Genomic DNA, 18,355 nt, shown 5'->3' on the forward strand with positions numbered 1-18,355 from the left:
TGGCACCACCACTACCTCGACCGACCGGAATCAACATCACCCATCTGTCTCAGACAGGTTGACAACTACCGAATTGCCGTAGCGGCTGACGATTCTCGTCGCGGATGGACGTGTGAACCGGAAGTCGACGAGGGCGCACCCGGCCTCTCGCCGGAGAGAAGTTCCCCTGCGGCTGCCCCTGGCCGGGCACGTGGAGGGTGTCGACCAGTAGATCCCCGAGGCGGGCGACTATCTCGGCGACATCCTCCGCTCCTCCTCACGACGTGAACGATGCAGGACCTCCATCAGTTCGTGCTCGAGCGCCACGAACTCGCTCGACACGCACGTCTCCAACGTTCGCGGCCTGGGCAGGGGCACGCGCACCTCGTGCTGCACGCGGGTCGGACGCGGACCGAGGACGACGACACGGTCGGACAGCAGCACCGCCTCGCGCACATCGTGCGTCACCATCAGCACCGTCCACCGATGCTGCTGCCACACCTCCTGCAGCCACAGCTGCATCTCGGTGCGGGTGAGCGAATCCAGCGCCCCGAACGGCTCGTCGAGCAAGAGCACGTCGCGCCCTTGCAGCACGGTGCGGGCGAGCGACGCGCGTTGACGCATGCCACCCGACAGTTGGTGCGGAGCAGCATCCTCGAAGCCGGACAGGCCGAAGGTCGGCAGCAGCTCGCGGGCGCGGGCTCGGGCGTCGGATCGTCGCACACCCTGCACCTCGAGGCCCAGGGTGCAGTTGTCGAGCACCGTCCGCCACGGGAACAGCAGGTCCTTCTGCGGCATCAGCGCGACCCGTCCGGGCGCGGCGGGAAAGTCGCCGATGAGAACCTCACCGGCGTCGGGCTGTTCGAGTCCCGCGACGATCGAGAACAGTGTCGACTTGCCGCACCCGCTCGGTCCGATGAAGGACACGAATTCGCCCGGCGCGACGGAACAGTCGATGCCGTCGATCACCGCCCGGTCGCCGTACGCCTTGTGGACCGACGCCACCGTCACTGCACTCATGTCGCATCCTTCGTGAGCGCCCACGGCGCGACCAGCCGTTCGACGACGTACGTCAGCGCGTACAGCGTGAGCGACAGGACGGCGGTGACCGCCACCGCCGCGAGCACGAGATCGGTTCGGAACGAGTTCTTCTGGGCGCTCATGTAGATGCCCAGACCGGATGTCGCGCCGACGTATTCGGCGAAGACCGCACCGACCACCGCGTAGGTGATGCCGATCCGCAGGGCGGTGAAGAAGCGGGGGAGTGCGCCGGGCAGGCGCACGTAACGGAACTGCTGCCACCGCGACGCACCCATGCTGCGCAGCAACGCTCCCGCCTCCCGGTCGGCCGCCGCGAATCCTTCGAGAAGACCGATGGCGACGGGGAAGAACGTCACCAGCGCGATGACGAGGATCTTCGGCAACAACCCGAAACCGAACCAGATGATCATCAACGGCGCGATCGCGATGATCGGCAGGGTCTGCGACACCACGAACAACGGCACGAAGGCCTGTCGCAACCACGGTGAGAAGTCCACCGCGATCGCGAGAGCCCACGCGAGTGCCAGTGACACGGCGAACCCGACGAGGGTCACCTGCAGCGTGGACCAGGCGTGCCCGGCGATGTCGACGCGATGCACCCACCCCTGCGTGAGAACGCGTGCGGGGGAGGGCAACACCTGCGGGCGGATACCGCTCACCACGACGTACGTCTGCCAGATCCCGACCAGCACCCCGGCGACGAGTACGGCGGGAACGAATCGACGTGCGCGGCCCGTGTTATCGGTCTTCGAGATAGTCATCGGTGACATAGGTCGACCAATCGGGCTCGGTCGTCAACGGGCTGCCGTCGGGTCCGGACAGCAGGCCGTTCTCGTAGAGAAACCGGGCGTAGCCCGACCATTTCCCGGCGTCGAGGACCCCGACGGCACCGGAGGCGTCGCGCATGTACTCGGCGGCGAGCATGCGCTGACTCTCGTAGACGAGTTCCTCGTCGGGGAAGGCACCCGGATTCGCGTCGATCAGGGCGCGTGCCCCGCGATCGGGGTCGTCGGCCGCGATCCGGTAACCCTGGTCCAGAGCCTGCACGAAAGCGCGGGCCTGCTCCGGGTTCTCCGCCATCCAGTCCTCGTTGCCGTCGACGACGATCGCATACGCGTCCGGGAAGCCGTAGTCGGTGAAGCGGAAGTACCGCATCGGCAGGCCGCGGTGCTCTGCCTCGAGACCCTCCCATGCCAGGTACGACACGGTGAAGTCCGCGGTGGACGAGTAGACCGCCTCGTACGAGGACGTTCCGAGCGTCACGTTCTCGAACTCCCCGCGGCCGCCGTCGTTGCGGATCACCTCGGCGAGCATCTCGTCCTCACCGGGGTTCGCGAAGCCCGCGAAGGTCTTGCCGTCGAGATCGGCCGGCCGCGTGATCTCGGCATTGTCGGCCCGCACGGCGATTCCCGTCGCCCAGTGCTGCAGAGGTGCGAGGACCGCGACGGTCCGCGACCCGGCGGCCCTGGCGATGGTGGAGCCGGCGTGCGTGGAGATCCCGAACTCGGCGCTCCCGGCGTCGACGAGGGTGTCGGGCGTCGCATTGTTGTACGGCAGGATCTCGACGTCGAGGCCTGCATCGGTGAACAGCCCCTCCTGCTGCGCCACGTACAGGCCGGTGTGGTTGGTGTTGGGCGTCCAGTCCAACGCGAATCGGATGGTGTCGCTCCCGGAATCGGACGAGCACCCGGTGACCGCGGAGAGTGCGGCGACGAGGGTGAGCAGTCCGGCGAGAGTCCGCCGCGCGTTCACTGCGCGGAGCGGGAGCGGAACGATATGGGGGCAGGCACGGTCATGTCGGGACATCCCTTCGTCAGCATTACCTGATCAGGTTCGACGGGTGTGATCTCAGCCCCGCTCGTGCGGAGCACCCCGTGTCACGGGCGACCCTAGCACTGCGGCTCCCACACGCACCTCCGGGGCGGCGTCGGTCCGCGTACGACTACGCGACGCGAGGACGGCGAAGGGTCCGTCGGTGAACCCCGACGGGCCCCTTCTTCTGCTGTTTTCCGTGGAGCAGACCCCGCTCGACGGTATTCGGGCGTACGAACCGCTTCGGCGGTGTTCGATGCACACGAACCGAGCGGGGGGTGCGTGCATCGATGGGAGCCGTAGAAGCTGCTGCGGTGATCGGAAGTGCCCTGACGGCACCGATGGTGTCAGGACCGGCACCGGCGTCGCGTGCCTCTCGTAGGTCGGACTCGGACAGACACTGCACGACCAGTACGAGTTGTGGCACCACGAACTTCCCGGTCCCGCGCAGCGGAGGCGGAAAGTGTTGTGCGGCGGACAGTCTCTCGGCGGTTTCATCACCGGCTGCTTCGCGGAACGGGACTTCGACGGAGATCGGTCTCGACGGCGTTCCCCGGTCTGTTCGGCGACGCACCCACGGTGTCGCCGGAGGTCTTCGAAGATCCGGGAATCGTCCACCGGTGGCTCGACTACGACGAGGAGGGCACAGCGGCGTCGTCACCCCGACGAAACGCGGTGCACCGATCGGGGGAGCGAGGTGACGTCGATTGCGGAGCCGGCGCGGAATCACACCGCCCGAGACGGATCATCCGCACGAACGCAGATCGGTTCTGCCCGGCTACGACCATATCGACGTGCTCACTGCGGCAGCCGAACAGAACGCAGCCGAACAGAACGACGGGCAGCCCGAGCCGGTATCGCCGGCACCGGCCGACTACGCGGCCGGGTGAGGTGTGATCAGGCGCCGCGTGCGGAGAAGAGCGAGGTGTAGTCGTGCGGGCCGCTCACCTCGGCGACAGCGGTGACGGCGTCGATCTCGGCGTCGGCTTCCGGAGTGGTGGGCGCGAGGAAGAGAGGGTTGTCGAATTCTTTGTTCTGGCTCATGGCCGTCCTTTCGGGTGCGGTCGGGGAGACCCCGGCCGTGGGGCAATGCGAAGAAGAGGGGCCGCGGTACACGCGGCGGGGAACTCTCACGTCCGGTCCGGAACCTTCGGGCACCGAGGTGCGAGGTTGCTCATCCCATGCGAGCCGAACGATGCTCCCACCCTACACCAGAAGCTTCGCGCGACGTTTGATCGGCGAGTTGCGTGGGAAGACACTCGGCATGGCTACCTACAGAGTGATCGATCCGACCGGTAACGTCGTGGACACCAAGGAAATCGAGAGCGCGGACGACGCTCACGCCTGGTTCGTCGACCAGCGCGCCGACAACAGCGAACTCGGCTGGCGCATGGAAGCGCAGAACGAACAGGACGGTACCTGGCACTTCTTCGACGACACCGAGGGCACCTCGAAATAGTCCCCACACACACGCGGTGCCGGTAGTCGCAACTACCGGCACCGCGTGTATCGGGGACTACTTCTTGAAAGCGTCCTTGACGTGCTCGGCGGCATCCGAGACCTTGTCGCCGGCCTGCTTCAACCCGCTGGAGGTCTGGTCGCCGCGACCCTCGGCTTCGAGATCACGATCACCGGTTGCCTGACCGGTGTTCTCCTTGATCTTGCCGCCTGCTTCTTCTGCCTTGTGCTTTGCCTTGTCGACGAAGTCGGCCATGGGTCCTCCTATGTCATCGAACGTTGCCCTTACGGAGTACCCGACTCGAACCGAGCGAAACCGAACACGGCGTACTCGTCCGTGTCAGACTTCGACGACAGACAGCCAGGAGGAGATCGATGTCGCATCCCACCAACCCCGGGCCCGAGGGCGACGACCCGATCGGTGACGCCCCGGACGCCGACCCCGAACTCGTCCGCGACGGTCCCGTGCAGCACCGTCGATCCGCGGGGGCGGTGATCGCCACCGTCGCGGTGGTCGTCGTGATCGTCGTGCTGCTCGTCGTCCTTCTCTGAGCGCGGCGAGGGATCACAACCAGTCCCGCTTCTTGAACAGCACGTACAACGCGATCGCCGACACCGTGATGATCGCGACTCCGGTGAGCATGCCCCACCACTCGCCGAAGCCGGGATAGGGCACGTTCATGCCGTACCAACCGGTCACAGCGGTGGGGACCGCGATGATCGCGGCCCATCCCGTCAGTTTCTTCATCACGATGTTCAGACGGGCGTCCTGCAGCGACAGGTTCGTCTCGAAGACGGTGTTCACCATCTCGCGGAGCGACTCGGTCCACTCCGCCGCCCGCATCACGTGGTCGTACAGGTCGTTGTACGAGCTGTCGAGTTCGGGGTGACGGTTGTTCTCGGCGCGGGTGCGCATGACCGCGTTGATGATCTCGCGCATCGGCAGCACCACTCGCCGAAGTTGCACGAGTTCCTTGCGGAGACGGTAGACGCGACGCTGGATGTACCGAGTGGACGCCTGATCCTCGAAGAGGCAGTCCTCGAGGTCCTCCGCGGCGTCGTCGAGTTCCTGAATGGTCTCGAACTGCCCGTCGACGACCGTGTCGAGCAGGCCGTGCACCAGCGCCCCGGGCCCGTACTGGAGCAGGTCCGAGTTCTCGTCCCACCGGCGCACCACCTCGTCGATGTCGAACGGGCTGCCGCGCCGTACCGTCACGACACCCCGGGGCAGGACGAACGCGGAGATGCGGGTGGTGTGCAACCGGGACTCGTGGGCCTGATCCTCGTCCTCGGAATCCGGAGAGAGGTGTGTCGCGTAGACGGTGAGGAAGGTGTGCGTGGCGTAGCGGGTGGCCTTGGTCCGTTCTCCCTGCGCGAGCGAATCCTCGACCGCATACGGGTCGAGGTTCCATTCCTCGGCGAGTTCGAGCAGGTCCGCGTGCTCGGGGTTCCACAGGTCCACCCACACGAGGGCGTCGGCGTCGGCAAGATGATCCGACACCGCGGAGAGGGGAAAGCCCTCGTCGACGAGTTTCCCGTCGGTCCATCGCCGGGTCCGGATAGGTCTGTCGTTTCGGTCCGTCACCTCGGCAGTGTCCCCGAATCCCGCGGGGTTCACACCACGGGACGATCTTCGTCCTCGGCGAGTCGTACCGCGCGTTCCAGGAACTGCGCGTCGACCCGTGCCCAATCGTCCGGCCACCGGTCCTCCTGCATCCGTCGGTGGAGCGCCCCGAGAGTGCGGGTCGCTCGTGGGCCGCCGTCGACGAGATAGCGCACCATCCCGCGCGACGCGCACTCCGCAGCCACCATGGCGAGCGTGCGTTCGGCCTCCTGCGTGCGTCCGTCGGCGTTCAGGCAGCAGACGAGCAGCCTGATGGCCTGCAGGTGTGCGCGGGGACGCAGGTCCGCGGTGCGGCGTACCCACAGCTGTGCCCAATCGACCGCGCGTTCCGCGGCGCCGGATTCGTCGCTCTCGCAGAGCAACCGGATGGCGGTGGCGTCCTCGAGTTGGAGCCTGATCTCCACGGTGCCGTCCGGATTCGGGCGGTCGGAACCGGGCATCGTGCGGGTCGGGGTCGGCACAGCGCCCAGTCCCAGACGCACTCGCTCGTTCTCGAGGCGTGCCCGTAGCCGCGGCAGGTCGTTGAGCGCTGCTGCGCGCAGTCCTTCGTCCAGCAGTGCCGTCGCGGATTTCCGATCGCCGTGCATCATCTTCATGCGTGCTGCAGTCGCGAAGCGTGCGATCATGAAATCTGTTGCCCCGCCGTCTATTCCCAACAGGTTGCTCTCGTCGAGCAGTGTCTCGGCCTCGGCGGTCCGTCCTTGTTCGTAGAGCAACTCGCCGAGCATCGCCGCGGCGAGCCGGCCCGAATGCGTATGGATGCCGCCGTGGCGGCGGGCTCGCCGCAACGCGGTGCGGAAGTACTTCTCCGCGCCCTCGACGTCGAGTTGTTCGTTGACGGCGATGCCGCACAGGCACTGCCCGTAGATCGCGGCGAAGGGTCCTCGGGTCTCGCGATGGAAGGGCGCCGCCCATTCCTGACGACGCACGGCCGAATCGAAGTCGAAACGGAAGATGTCGGCGTAGGACGCGAAATCCGCTGCGGCCGAGACGACCCACGGATGCACGGCCGACGGATCGTCGAGACATGGAGCGACGAGCGCGTCGATGCCGTCGATCCGATCGGAGTTCATGAGCAGAGAGGCTTCGACCGCATCGGCCTCGAGGCGCAACGCGTAGGGATCCTGGCCGGCCGTGACGCCCGAGTCCACGAGGTCGCGCACGGTCGCCAGAGCGCTCCGGGCGAGACTCAGCCGCTGCAACGCGCTGTTCGCCCACGCCTGCGCCAGCAGCAACCGCGGTTCGCGTGCGACGGCCTGCGGCGGCAACGTGTCGATCAGCGCGAGCAGGGGAGCGATGTGCCCGTGCTCCATCAGATACATGCCGTCGGCGGCGAGCAGATCGACGGCGAAATCCGTATCGCCGGCCTCCATCGCGTGGTCGACGGCCTCACGCAACATGTGATGCCGCGCAAACCAGTCGGCAGCCGTGCGGTGCAGTCCGGCGATCTTCTCCGGATGGTCGCGCTCGAGGCGGCGCCGGAGGAAGTCCAGGAACATGTGGTGGTACCGGAACCAGACACGCTCGTCGTCGAGGTGCCGCAGGAACAGGTCGCGTTCCTCTGCTTCCTCCAGGACGGCCTGACTGCGCGGGTCACCGGTCAATGCTGCGGCAAGGCTGCCGCTGACGGATTCGGTGATGCACGTGGCCAGCAGGAACTCGTACATCCGGGGTTCGAGTGTGGAGAGCACGTTGTCGGCGAGGAACTCACCGATCGCGTGGTGCCGTCCCGTGATGTTCTCGATCATCCATGACGGATCGTCGCTGTCGCGCAACGACAACGACGCGAGTTGCAGTGCCGCCACCCAGCCTTCGGTGCTTCGGTTCAGGTCCTGGACGTCCTCCGGCCCGAGGTCGATGCCGCTCACGCCGCGCAGGAACGAATCGGATTCGTCGACGTCGAAACGCAGTGCAGTCGAATCGAGTTCGACGAGCTCGTCGCGCACCCGCATGCGGCTCAGCGGAAGGCCGGAACGGTTGCGGCTGGTCACGACGAGTTGCAGGTGGTGGCAGCCCCTGTCGAGCAGGAAGTCGAGGGCGGCGCACGTCTCGGGCGAACTCACCCGGTGCCAGTCGTCGACGAAGAGTGTCGCGGCGGTGTCGGATCGGTGCAGATCGTCGATCAGTGTGGACAGTACGTAACGTTCGGCGTCGTTCCCGTGAACGTCGAGGATCTGGGCGAGTTCGCGTGCCAGCGAAGGCCGCACCTGTTTCATCGCCTCGATCAGGTGCGCGAGGAACCACAGCACGTTGTCGTCGTCGTCGTCGACCGTCAGCCAGGCGACCTGGGCACCCTCGTCGGCGAGAACGTCCCGCCATTGCGCGGCGAGAGTGGATTTCCCGAAACCCGTAGGGGCGTGGATGGCGATGAGACGACGTCGTCGTCCGGCCTGCAACAGCGAGATCAGCCGACGGCGTTCGACGAGCGGACGGGTGGTCGACGGCGGACGGAACCTGGTCGACGGCGCGACGGTCGGTCCCGTGGGGCCCGAGAGCACCCCCGACGACGGCCCTGTGACGGGCAGATCCGCCGGTGTCTGCGGTGGACTCGTCGGAGGAGGACCGGGCAGGGCCATCTCGTCGACCGGTAGGCCGTGAGCTCGTTGGATATTCCGCAGGATCTCGCCGAAGGCGGCCGCCGTCTGGGGCCGGTCGTCGGGGTCGGTGGCCATTCCGCTTTCGAGCGCGGCGCACACGTCGTCGGGGATGCCGTCGTCGCGCAGATCGGGGATCGGTTCGGAGGTGATGCGGACGAACTGTGCGACGACCCTCTCGCCCTCCTTCCGCTCGAAGGCCGCGTGCCCGGTGATCGCGGCGAACAGCGTCGCGGCGAGTCCGTACACATCGGCCGCGGGTGTCGGTGCCCGGCCGCGCAACACCTCGGGTGCGGTGAATGCCGGGGAGCCGGTGATCTCCCCGGCCGTGGTACGGAAACCGTCGCCGATGCGCGCGATGCCGAAGTCGGTGAGCTGCGGCTCGCCGTACTCGGTGAGCAGGATGTTGCCCGGTTTGACGTCGCGGTGCAGCACGTCGGACCGGTGCGCGGTTTCGAGAGCACCGGCCATCCTGACGCCGAGCCGGACCGCCTCGGGCCACGACAGCACCCCGTACCGGCGCAGGCGGGTGTCGAGCGAGTCGTGCGGGTGGTAGTGCATCACCAGATAGGGCAGGTCGTCCGTGGCACCTGCATGAAGCACGGTGACGATGTGCGGATGCCCGGACAGCCGTCCCATCGCCCGTTGCTCCCGCAGGAATCGCTCCAGATCCGCGGGTTGGGGCGCCCACCGGAGGACCTTGACGGCGACATCGCGGTCGAGCGATTCCTGCCTGCAGCGGTAGACGACACCGAAACCGCCGCGGCCGATCTCCTCGGCGCCGGTGAAACCGGCGTCGTGCAGCGCACGCACGATCGCGGACTCGGCCACGTCGACGATCGGTGCGCGTTGAGTGGTGGCCGGATCGTTCTCGGGCATCGGCGCGATCACCTCGGGGAGCTGTTTCCCCAGGATAGTCTCGAAATGTGCACGCCCGCCGCAGATCGTGCGTCGCCCCTGGTCTACCGTGGTCCGGCCGGACCACGGTGCCTCACCGGGAACGGACAAACGACACTGCGACCAGAAGTGGGACATAGATGAAGAAGACTCTCGCGGCGCTGTTCGGTGCAGGTGTGGTCCTGCTCGCGGCGGCGTGCGGATCCTCGGACGGATCGGGCTCGGCCGAGGAGACCACCACCACGACGGCGACCGCTTCGGCCTCGGCGGAGGCCGGCACCACGGGCACCACCGTCGAACTCGGCAAGAGCTACGAAGAGAACTGCGAGGCACTGCTGCCCTACCTCGACGAGCTCGAGGGGTGGGGTCAGGACCGCGCCGCAGCGGCCCAGGCCGTCGCCGACGCGCAGCAGCAGCTCCCGGCATGGCAGGACCTCAGCGAAGAGGAGCAGGCCGACACCCTGCGTGCCATCGAGAACGCCGGGAAGGGCGAGTGCTGACGGTCGAGTGTTGATCGACGAGTTGTACGACAGGTTGAGGCGCTTCCCGGACGTGGAAGCGCCCAACCTGTTCGCCGTCGACGGGGCCGACCGTCTGCTCCTCGACGAAGCCGCCCCCGTCCTCGACTCGGCCTCGCCGGGCACCGTCGTCGTCATCGACGACCAGTACGGCGCGCTGACCCTGGGCACGGTCGTCCGCTTCGGGGTGGAGGAGATCCGGGTGCATCAGGATTCGGTGGTGGCCGAGCGCGCCCTGGCCGCGAACGCCGAGCGTGAGGGCCTCACCGATCGTTACCGCTTCGGCGCTCTCGACGCCGATCTGCTCGCCGGGGCCCGCGTGGTGCTGCTACGGCTTCCCCGCTCGCTGTCGGCGCTCACCGAGATCGCCGAGACGATCGCCCGCCACGCCGACCCCCAGGTCGTCGTGTTCGCCGGTGGCCGCGACAAGCACATCGGCCTCGCGATGAACGACGTGCTCGGTGCGTCCTTCGCCGAGGTCCGTGCGTCCCGGGGACGCCAGAAGTCGCGGGTGCTCACCGCGCGCGGGACGACGCCCGGACCCGCCTCGTATCCCGTCCGTGAGCACCTCGCCGAACTCGACCTCACGGTCGTCGCGCACGGCGCTGCCTTCGCCGGCCCCCGTCTCGACATCGGTACCCGATTCCTCCTCGACTTCTTCCCCCGCATCCATGCGGACGTGCAGGTCGCGGTGGATCTCGGCTGCGGCACCGGCATCCTTGCCGCGATGCTCGCCCGGCAGCTTCCCGACGCCCGGGTGATCGCGACCGACCAGTCCGCCGCCGCGGTCGCCTCCGCCGCGGGGACCGCCGCCGCGAACGGCTTGTCCGACCGTGTCGACACACTCCGCGACGACGCCGCCGGCTCGATCCCGGCCGGGTCGGTCGACCTCGTGGTGTGCAATCCGCCCTTCCACCTCGGCGCGGCCGTGCACACCGGCGCCGCCCGCAAGATGTTCGACGCCGCGGCCCGGATCCTCCGGCCGGGAGGACAGATGTGGACGGTCTACAACCGTCACCTCGACTACCGCCCCGCGTTGTCCGGCATCGTCGGCGCGACCCGCGTCGAGGGCCGCAACCGCAAGTTCACCGTGACCCGGTCGGTACGGAGCCGGTAGAGTCCGATTAGTCCGAGCTTTCCCGACGATCGGGAACTCGTGAGGTCACTGCCTCGTTGAACGGACAGAAGCGACCACGAGAAGGGAAGTGCACGGTGCGCACCACCAGTAACCCGGTGTTCCGCAACCTGCCCAAGCAAGAGGGCGGCGGATACGCCACGTTCGGCTCTGCGACGGCGGGCGCCGCGCAGGCCACTCAGCAATTCGGGCAGCCGCAGACGGATCCGTGGGCACGTCCCACCGACCAGCGGACCATGACGATCGACGATGTCGTCACCAAGACCGGCATCACACTCGGCGTGCTCGCTGTCTCGGCCCTCATCTCCTACGTGCTGGTCAACTCCAACGTCGACCTGGCGGCCCCGTTCGTCATCGGTGGCGGTCTGATCGGCCTCGTCCTGGTGCTGGTCGCGACGTTCGGCCGCAAGATGGACAACCCGGCCATCGTTCTCGCCTACGCCGTGGCGGAAGGCTTCTTCCTCGGCGCGCTGTCGTTCATGTTCACCGACATCACCTTCGGTGGCACGGGCGGCGCGACCCTGATCGCTCAGGCCGTCCTCGGCACCTTCGGCGTGTTCTTCGGCATGCTCGTCGTGTACCGCACCGGCGCCATCCGCGTCACCCCGCGCCTGACCCGCATGATCGTCGGCGCGCTCGTCGGTGTCCTGGTCCTGGCTCTGGGCAACCTCATCGCCGGCTTCTTCATCGACGGTGGTCTCGGCCTGCGCGACGGTGGCCCGCTCGCCATCGTCTTCAGCCTCGTGTGCATCGGCATCGCGGCGTTCAGCTTCCTGCTGGACTTCGATTCCGCCGATCAGCTGATCCGCGCACAGGCTCCGGAGAAGGCCGCGTGGGGCGTCGCCCTGGGCCTGACCGTCACCCTGGTGTGGCTGTACGTCGAGATCCTGCGACTGCTCAGCTACTTCCAGAACGACTAGCAGGACTCCACGAAGACCCCGGGCCACGGTCCGGGGTCTTCGTCGTCCTCGGAGGTGGACCGTGTTCCCGGGCCGGCAGGGGAGCGTGTACACCATCACCCCGACGAAAAGTCACGACGTGGGAACATGGAGTCATGCGCATTGCGGATTCCGTCGTCGACCTCATCGGAAACACACCTCTCGTCAAGCTCAACACGGTGGTGAAACCCGGCTCGGGGCTCGTAGCGGCGAAGATCGAGTACCTCAATCCCGGCGGCAGCTCCAAGGACCGCATCGCGGTGAAGATGATCGATGCGGCCGAAGCGTCGGGTGAACTGAAGCCGGGCGGCACGATCGTCGAGCCCACCTCCGGCAACACCGGCATCGGCCTGGCCCTGGTCGCGCAGCAGCGCGGCTACAAGTGCGTGTTCGTGTGTCCCGACAAGGTCGGCGAGGACAAGCGCAACGTGCTGCGGGCCTACGGCGCCGAGGTGATCGTGTGCCCGACCGCCGTCCCGCCGGAGCACCCCGACAGCTACTACAGCGTCTCCGACCGTCTCGCCCGTGAGCTCCCCGGCGGCTGGAAGCCGAACCAGTACTCCAACCCGGGTGGCCCGGCGAGTCACTACGAGACCACCGGCCCGGAGATCTGGAACGACACCGACGGCAGGATCACGCACTTCGTGGCGGGCGTCGGCACCGGTGGCACCATCTCCGGCACCGGCCGGTACCTCAAGGAGGTCTCCAACGGTGCGGTGAAGGTCGTCGGCGTCGATCCCGAGGGTTCGGTGTACTCGGGGGGCACCGGCCGGCCGTATCTCGTCGAGGGTGTCGGTGAGGACTTCTGGCCCACCGCCTACGACCCGTCGATCCCCGACGAGATCATCGCCGTCTCCGACGCCGACTCGTTCGAGATGACCCGTCGCCTCGCCCGTGAGGAAGGGCTGCTCGTCGGCGGCTCGTGCGGTATGGCCGTCGTCGCCGCACTGCGGGTCGCCGAGCGCGAAGGCCCCGACGCGGTCGTCGTCGTGCTGCTGCCCGACGGTGGCCGCGGCTACATGTCGAAGATCTTCAACGACAAGTGGATGGCCAGTTACGGCTTCCTCCGTGCACCGCTCGACGGTAAGCCCGACGACTCCACCGTCGGTGACGTGCTGCGCGGCAAGAGCGGCGACCTGCCCGATCTCGTGCACACCCACCCCTCCGAGACGGTGCGCGACGCCATCGAGATCCTCCGCGAGTACGGCGTGTCGCAGATGCCGGTCGTGGGCGCCGAACCGCCCGTCACCGCAGGTGAGGTCGCCGGCTCGGTCAGCGAACGCGAACTGCTCAGCGCCGTCTTCGAAGGTCGCGCGAACCTCGCCGATCCGGTCGAGAAGCACATGAGCCCGCCGCTGCCGAACATCGGCGTGGGTGAGTCCATCGACGCCGCCACCAAGGCGTTCGGCGACACCGATGCGCTCATGGTGATCGACGACGGCAAGCCCGTCGGCGTCATCACCCGCCACGACCTGCTCGGATTCATCTCTCAAGGCCGATAGGACACAGATCTTCATGACCGACCAGAACCAGCACGGTTTCGCGACCCGCGCCATCCACGCCGGGTACGAGCCCGATCCGCAGACCGGTGCCGTCAACGTGCCGATCTACGCGTCGTCGACCTTCGCCCAGGACGGCGTCGGCGAGATGCGCAACGGCTTCGAGTACGCCCGCACCGGCAACCCCACCCGGCGTCCCCTCGAGGCGAACCTGGCAGCGCTCGAGAACGGCGCCTACGGCCGCGCGTTCGGCTCGGGTATGGCCGCCACCGACTGCCTGCTCCGTTCGGTGCTGCGTCCGGGCGACCACCTGGTCATCCCCAACGACGCCTACGGCGGCACCTTCCGCCTCATCGACAAGGTGTTCACGCAGTGGGGGATCGAGTACACCCCGGCCGCGGTCAACGACGCCGACGAGGTGCGCGCGGCCGTCCGCCCGAACACCAAGCTCGTGTGGGTCGAGACGCCCACCAACCCGCTGCTCAACATCGGCGACATCTCGGCGCTCGCCGACATCGCGCACGAGGGCGGCGCCAAGCTCGTCGTCGACAACACCTTCGCGTCGCCCTACCTGCAGCAGCCGATCACCTTCGGTGCCGACGTGGTGCTGCATTCGACCACCAAGTACATCGGTGGGCACTCCGACGTGGTCGGCGGCGCGCTGGTGACGAACGACGAAGAGCTCGACACCGCCTTCGCGTTCCTGCAGAACGGCGCGGGTGCCGTGCCGGGTCCGTTCGACGCCTTCCTCACGCTGCGCGGCATCAAGACGCTCGCGGTGCGGATGGAGAAGCACTCCGACAACGCCGAGAAGCTCGTCGACTTCCTGGCGGGACACCCCGCCGTGAGCACGGTGCTGTACCCGGGGCTCGAATCGCATCCGGGCCACGAGTACGCGGCTCAGCAGATGCGTCGCTTCGGCGGCATGATCTCCGTGCGCCTCGCCGGGGGCCGCCAGGCCGCGCTGGACTTCTGCAAGCGCACCGAGATCTTCACCCTCGCCGAGTCGCTCGGTGGCGTGGAGTCGCTCATCGAGCATCCGGGCGCGATGACCCACGCCTCCACGGCAGGCTCGCTGCTCGAGGTCCCCGAGGACCTCGTCCGCCTGTCGGTGGGCATCGAGGACGCCGCCGACCTGCTCGCCGACGTCGAGCAGGCACTCGGCTGACGGGCCCGTCCGGGTAACTCGCACGAGAACACGAGAAGAAGGCGTCCTCCGGGGCGCCTTCTTCTCGTTGCGTCCGCATGAAGAGAACGGTCCCTGTGCGAGTGTCGGATCCACGACCGTTGCGATCACCACACCGACCGGAGATGCCGGTCGCCATGTTCTGCGTCCGGTCGTGCAGGTGAAGGTCGTGGGCGACGTGCGGAGAAACCGCATCGTCCCCGGAAGCAGTGCCGCGGGCCGTACGATCCAGTGGTGACGGACAGCGAACATCCCGAATCCGCCCTGTGGGACACCGTGCTCGATACCGTACGGCGCCACGGACCCATGACGATCGACGAGGTGGCCGACCATCTCGAAGACCACGGATTCGGCTCCGCCGAGCAGGTGATGATCGACCTCGAACAGTCGCAACCGCATCCGCTGCTGTTGTGGTTGTCCGACGACCGTGTCGCGGCGACGGATGTGCTGTTCGAGGGCAGGACGCTCACGCACCGTCTCACGGCCGACGATCTCGCCCGGAACTCGATCCCGGTCGACGACATCGAACCGCTCCTGATACTCGTCTCCGAGGACGACGAGTTCGATCTCGTGCAACCGGAAGAATCCGAAGAGACTGCAACGCAGGATGACCCGGATGCGGGGGTGGGCGGCCGTCGGGAGATGATCGTCTTTCCCGACGGGGCGCTGGCGGGTCACGGACCGGGAGATCTGCTCGCCCTCACCGCGCGGGACGGCCGCCTGTCGTTCGCGCCGGTCCACGGTGAAGCCCGAAGCGGCGTGAGCGAATTCGTGCACGCGCTCGAGCAGGGGATCGCCCGCGAACAGGTGGCGAGCCTCGAGGCCGCGTTCGTCGACGTACTCGCCGAATCGTCCGGGACGTTCTCCGCGCCGTCCCTGCCGCTCGGGGAACTTCTCGCCGAGGCCGGCTTGGTGCGCAGTGGGGATCTGGTGGCGCCGAACGGATTCGACTTCGACGGATACTTCGACCGGGCGATGTTCGAGATCTACGCCGAACAGCTCGGGATACCCGTCGACGCCGTGCCGGGTGTGGCCCTCTTCGCGTCGCTGGTCGAAGCATTCGAACGCGGCGACGACGACGATTTCGAAGAACGCTTCGCCGTGGGGAAGTCGGGTCTGTACTCGGTGCTGTCCGATCCCGAGATCGCCGAGACCGTCCACGACGAGCTGGTGGGGGAGAAGCTTGCCCCCGAGGCGATCGAGCAGGCTGCGCTGTGGTTGCTCGATCACGCGCCCCGACGCGCGGCGGGCGCAGCGCACTGGATCGCCGGCCGCGCGGCCGAGTCCACCGGACGGATCGCGGAGGCCGAACGGCACTACGAACGTTCGGCCGATCTCGATTCCGCCTTCGACCTGCCGTTGTTCGATCTGGCACGGTTCGCCTCCGACCGCGGGGATGCGGTGCGGGGTCTGTCCCTGCTCGCCCGGGTGCCGGGTGGCGACGAACATCCCCTCTACGAACTGCTCGACCGGTACCGGCCGAAGGAGGTGCCGGGCCTCGGACGCAACGACCGTTGCTGGTGCGGGTCGGGCCGCAAGTACAAGGCATGTCACCTCGGACGCGCCGAGCATTCGCTCGAGGAGCGGTCCGACTGGCTGTACATGAAGGCGGCCATGCACGCCCTGGAACCGGCGTGGGCGGAACACCGGGTCGCCCTGGCGGAGGCCCGTTCGGGTTACGGGGACGACGACGCCGTGGCCGAGGCGGTCGCCGATCCGCTCGTCGAGGACGTCCTGTTGTTCGACGCCGGCGCGTTCGCCGATTTCGTCGAGCGTCGCGGGGAGTTGCTGCCCGAGGACGAGTCGGAGCTGGCCCGCTCCTGGCTCGCCGTCGCGCGGTCGGTCTTCGAGGTCGAGGCGAGTGTGCCGGGGGAGACACTCGCGCTGCGCGACGTCCGCACCGACCGGGTGGTGGAGGTGTCCGCGCCCTGGCTGACGGGTGAGATACCCGCCGGCACGCTGCTGTGTGCCCGCGTCATGCCGGTAGGCGAAGGGCGATGGGTGATGCCGGGCGGATGCGAGCCGGTGACGGAGGACCAACGGGAGACGCTCGTCGCCCTGCTGGCCGAAGAGACGGTCGATCCCGTGGACATCATGGACGTCCTGACCCACCCGGACGCCGCCGACTTCTATCCGGCTCCGTAGTTCAGGTCACTCCGGTCACACGAATCCCACCGGTCTCAATACTGGAACGTGTTCCTGAATATATGTGATAAGAACATTCGGAAGCCGTACTGGTGATCGACCTCACAGTTACGGTGGGAGCGGTTGATGGATGGATGTGGGGGTAGCGGATGTCGATGGACCCGTCTGCGGTCATCGTGGCAGTGGCTACGGCAGCAAGTGCGCTCGTGCAGGGCGTGGACCTACCGGCAGAGATCAAGGATCGGATCGACGGGGCGATCGAGTCGTTCGAGGCAGGTGCGGAGAACACCGACACGGACGTGGCGAATTTCGTCGCCTCGTTGCCCGAACCGATGCAGCAGGGTGCCCAGCAGGCGGTCGCGGACGCGACAACGGCGGTCGCAGGGGCGATCGAGCCCCACCTGCCCGAGGAAGCGGCCGCAGAGTTGCATCCCGCCGATCCGCAAGCGGCTCCGCCCGCCCTGGCGCCCGAACCTCCGGCCGCCCGGCCGGGGCCGTTCGGGATACCGGTGCAGCCACCGGTCACCGGCACGGTCGGAAACCCGCAGCCGGGAGCCACGATCCCGGGCACCGGGATCACGTTGCCGTCGATCCCGGCGATCCTTCCCGGAACGCGGCTCGCGCCCATCGGCGCGATCGCGGTGTTCGCGCCGTGGCTGAAGAAAGCGGGCGAACTGTGCGAGGGTGTCTCGGCGCCGGTCCTCGCCGCTCTCTACTCCGCAGAGAACGGCTTCCGATACGGCCCGGCCGCCCCGGTCTCCCCGGTCGGTGCGCGCGGCCCTGGGCAGTTCATGCCCGGTACCTGGGACCAGTACGGCAAGGATGCCGACGGCGACGGCAAGGCCGACGTCCTCGGCATCGCCGACCCCGTCATGGCCTCCGGCAACCTCCTGTGCGACAACTACAAGCTCATCGACGACTGGAAGAAGCGCGGTCTGGTCGAGGGCGACACGCTCGATCTGACCCTCGCGGCCTACAACGCGGGGGTCGGCGCGGTGAAACGTTCCGGTGGCATGCCGTCCGGTCATCCCGACTACGAGAACCAGACGAAGCCCTACGTCGCGAAGATCCGGGCGACCGAGCACGTCTTCGCGCGTATGCTCTCGCCGTTCCTGGGTCGGGGTATCGGAGGCGGCGCCGGCGACATCGGCAACCGCGTCGTCGACCTCGCGTTCAAGTACCTCGGCCTGCCGTACGTCTGGGGTGGCGGCAACATCAACGGGCCGTCCGGTGGCGGATTCGACTGTTCGGGCCTGACCTCGTACGCCGTCTTCGCCGCGACGGGTGTCGCGCTGCCGCGTACGTCCGAGACCCAGTGGCACGTCGGCACCGAGATACCGCTGTACGCGGCACGTCCCGGCGACCTGCTGTTCGGCAACTGGCAGGCCGGTGGTCCCGGCCACGTAGCGATCTACATCGGCGGCGGGCAGATGGTGCACGCACCCACTACCGGCGATGTCGTGCGGGTGGGGCCGGTCTTCCCCGGCATGAAGGCGCGCCGCATCTTCTGAGAAGGCGCACCTTCCGGA

General features: G+C 67.7%; 16 protein-coding genes and 1 riboswitch. Of the genes, 9 read left to right on the forward strand and 7 right to left on the reverse strand.

The genetic code is table 11. The features are described from left to right. Positions 1-228: 228 nt before the first annotated feature. From PV766_RS09580 to PV766_RS09595, 4 genes are all read right to left on the reverse strand, one after another. The gene (locus PV766_RS09580) at positions 229-999 is read right to left on the reverse strand and encodes an ABC transporter ATP-binding protein (protein WP_026003035.1); all 771 of its coding nucleotides are present in this window, start codon (positions 997-999) and stop codon (positions 229-231) included. Further along, positions 996-1,781 (reverse strand): ABC transporter permease, encoded by a 786-nt coding sequence (locus tag PV766_RS09585; RefSeq protein WP_064064618.1) that lies wholly within the window; start codon positions 1,779-1,781, stop codon positions 996-998. The genes PV766_RS09580 and PV766_RS09585 overlap by 4 nt, the downstream gene beginning before the upstream one ends. Further along, complete coding sequence (locus PV766_RS09590) at positions 1,759-2,772, reverse strand: ABC transporter substrate-binding protein (RefSeq protein ID WP_064064617.1); 1,014 nt, start codon at positions 2,770-2,772, stop codon at positions 1,759-1,761. The genes PV766_RS09585 and PV766_RS09590 overlap by 23 nt, the downstream gene beginning before the upstream one ends. A gap of 36 nt (positions 2,773-2,808) precedes the next feature. Beyond that, positions 2,809-2,905, reverse strand: a riboswitch (TPP riboswitch). Positions 2,906-3,729: 824 nt separating this feature from the next. Beyond that, entirely contained in the window at positions 3,730-3,876 is a 147-nt protein-coding gene (locus PV766_RS09595; protein ID WP_167352103.1) for a hypothetical protein, read from the reverse strand. A 220-nt stretch (positions 3,877-4,096) separates the two neighbouring features. Between PV766_RS09595 and PV766_RS09600 the strand changes: the two genes are divergently transcribed. After that, on the forward strand, positions 4,097-4,291 hold the full coding sequence (locus PV766_RS09600) for a hypothetical protein (RefSeq protein ID WP_059381617.1): 195 nt from the start codon (positions 4,097-4,099) through the stop codon (positions 4,289-4,291). Between the two features lie 57 nt (positions 4,292-4,348). On the opposite strand, the gene PV766_RS09605 is transcribed toward PV766_RS09600, so the two are convergent. Beyond that, a complete protein-coding gene (locus PV766_RS09605; protein WP_016933004.1) occupies positions 4,349-4,546 on the reverse strand; it encodes a CsbD family protein in 198 nt (65 codons plus the stop codon). A gap of 119 nt (positions 4,547-4,665) precedes the next feature. Here PV766_RS09605 and PV766_RS09610 point away from each other — a divergent pair, with 119 nt between their 5' ends. Further along, positions 4,666-4,842 (forward strand): hypothetical protein, encoded by a 177-nt coding sequence (locus PV766_RS09610; RefSeq protein ID WP_165369246.1) that lies wholly within the window; start codon positions 4,666-4,668, stop codon positions 4,840-4,842. 13 nt (positions 4,843-4,855) lie between these two features. Here PV766_RS09610 and PV766_RS09615 read toward each other — a convergent pair whose 3' ends face one another. Both PV766_RS09615 and PV766_RS09620 read right to left on the reverse strand, forming a co-directional pair. Next, positions 4,856-5,875: a magnesium transporter CorA family protein gene (locus PV766_RS09615; protein WP_084421872.1), complete on the reverse strand. Its 1,020-nt coding sequence runs from the start codon at positions 5,873-5,875 to the stop codon at positions 4,856-4,858. Between the two features lie 29 nt (positions 5,876-5,904). Further along, positions 5,905-9,387, reverse strand: a complete 3,483-nt coding sequence (locus PV766_RS09620) for a protein kinase domain-containing protein (RefSeq protein WP_421096929.1) — start codon at positions 9,385-9,387, stop codon at positions 5,905-5,907. A 158-nt stretch (positions 9,388-9,545) separates the two neighbouring features. Between PV766_RS09620 and PV766_RS09625 the strand changes: the two genes are divergently transcribed. The 7 genes from PV766_RS09625 (at position 9,546) to PV766_RS09655 (ending at position 18,337) form a co-directional block, all read left to right on the forward strand. After that, positions 9,546-9,905 carry a hypothetical protein gene (locus PV766_RS09625; protein WP_016934846.1) on the forward strand — a complete coding sequence of 120 codons (360 nt, stop codon included), beginning with the start codon at positions 9,546-9,548 and terminating at the stop codon, positions 9,903-9,905. 7 nt (positions 9,906-9,912) lie between these two features. Further along, positions 9,913-11,040 carry a class I SAM-dependent methyltransferase gene (locus PV766_RS09630; RefSeq protein ID WP_421096930.1) on the forward strand — a complete coding sequence of 376 codons (1,128 nt, stop codon included), beginning with the start codon at positions 9,913-9,915 and terminating at the stop codon, positions 11,038-11,040. A gap of 95 nt (positions 11,041-11,135) precedes the next feature. Further along, positions 11,136-11,978: a Bax inhibitor-1/YccA family protein gene (locus PV766_RS09635; protein WP_064064614.1), complete on the forward strand. Its 843-nt coding sequence runs from the start codon at positions 11,136-11,138 to the stop codon at positions 11,976-11,978. Positions 11,979-12,112: 134 nt separating this feature from the next. Then, entirely contained in the window at positions 12,113-13,498 is a 1,386-nt protein-coding gene (locus PV766_RS09640; protein WP_064064613.1) for a cystathionine beta-synthase, read from the forward strand. Between the two features lie 13 nt (positions 13,499-13,511). After that, entirely contained in the window at positions 13,512-14,663 is a 1,152-nt protein-coding gene (locus PV766_RS09645; RefSeq protein WP_129976966.1) for a cystathionine gamma-synthase, read from the forward strand. A 252-nt stretch (positions 14,664-14,915) separates the two neighbouring features. Continuing rightward, entirely contained in the window at positions 14,916-16,826 is a 1,911-nt protein-coding gene (locus PV766_RS09650; RefSeq protein WP_421096931.1) for an SEC-C domain-containing protein, read from the forward strand. Positions 16,827-16,975: 149 nt separating this feature from the next. Beyond that, positions 16,976-18,337, forward strand: a complete 1,362-nt coding sequence (locus PV766_RS09655) for an NlpC/P60 family protein (RefSeq protein WP_165369245.1) — start codon at positions 16,976-16,978, stop codon at positions 18,335-18,337. Positions 18,338-18,355 lie beyond the last annotated feature (18 nt).

The sequence above is a fragment of the Rhodococcus sp. As11 genome (assembly GCF_048957735.1).
In the GTDB taxonomy this organism is placed as follows: Bacteria; Actinomycetota; Actinomycetes; order Mycobacteriales; family Mycobacteriaceae; genus Rhodococcus; species Rhodococcus gordoniae.

Coding starts and splice junctions, on each gene's coding strand:
- PV766_RS09580 (WP_026003035.1), bottom strand. CDS start 999: ATGAGTGCAGTGACGGTGGCGTCGGTCCACAAGGCGTACGGCGACCGG.
- PV766_RS09585 (WP_064064618.1), bottom strand. CDS start 1,781: ATGACTATCTCGAAGACCGATAACACGGGCCGCGCACGTCGATTCGTT.
- PV766_RS09595 (WP_167352103.1), bottom strand. CDS start 3,876: ATGAGCCAGAACAAAGAATTCGACAACCCTCTCTTCCTCGCGCCCACC.
- PV766_RS09600 (WP_059381617.1), top strand. CDS start 4,097: ATGGCTACCTACAGAGTGATCGATCCGACCGGTAACGTCGTGGACACC.
- PV766_RS09605 (WP_016933004.1), bottom strand. CDS start 4,546: ATGGCCGACTTCGTCGACAAGGCAAAGCACAAGGCAGAAGAAGCAGGC.
- PV766_RS09610 (WP_165369246.1), top strand. CDS start 4,666: ATGTCGCATCCCACCAACCCCGGGCCCGAGGGCGACGACCCGATCGGT.
- PV766_RS09620 (WP_421096929.1), bottom strand. CDS start 9,387: ATGCCCGAGAACGATCCGGCCACCACTCAACGCGCACCGATCGTCGAC.
- PV766_RS09625 (WP_016934846.1), top strand. CDS start 9,546: ATGAAGAAGACTCTCGCGGCGCTGTTCGGTGCAGGTGTGGTCCTGCTC.
- PV766_RS09640 (WP_064064613.1), top strand. CDS start 12,113: ATGCGCATTGCGGATTCCGTCGTCGACCTCATCGGAAACACACCTCTC.
- PV766_RS09645 (WP_129976966.1), top strand. CDS start 13,512: ATGACCGACCAGAACCAGCACGGTTTCGCGACCCGCGCCATCCACGCC.
- PV766_RS09655 (WP_165369245.1), top strand. CDS start 16,976: ATGTCGATGGACCCGTCTGCGGTCATCGTGGCAGTGGCTACGGCAGCA.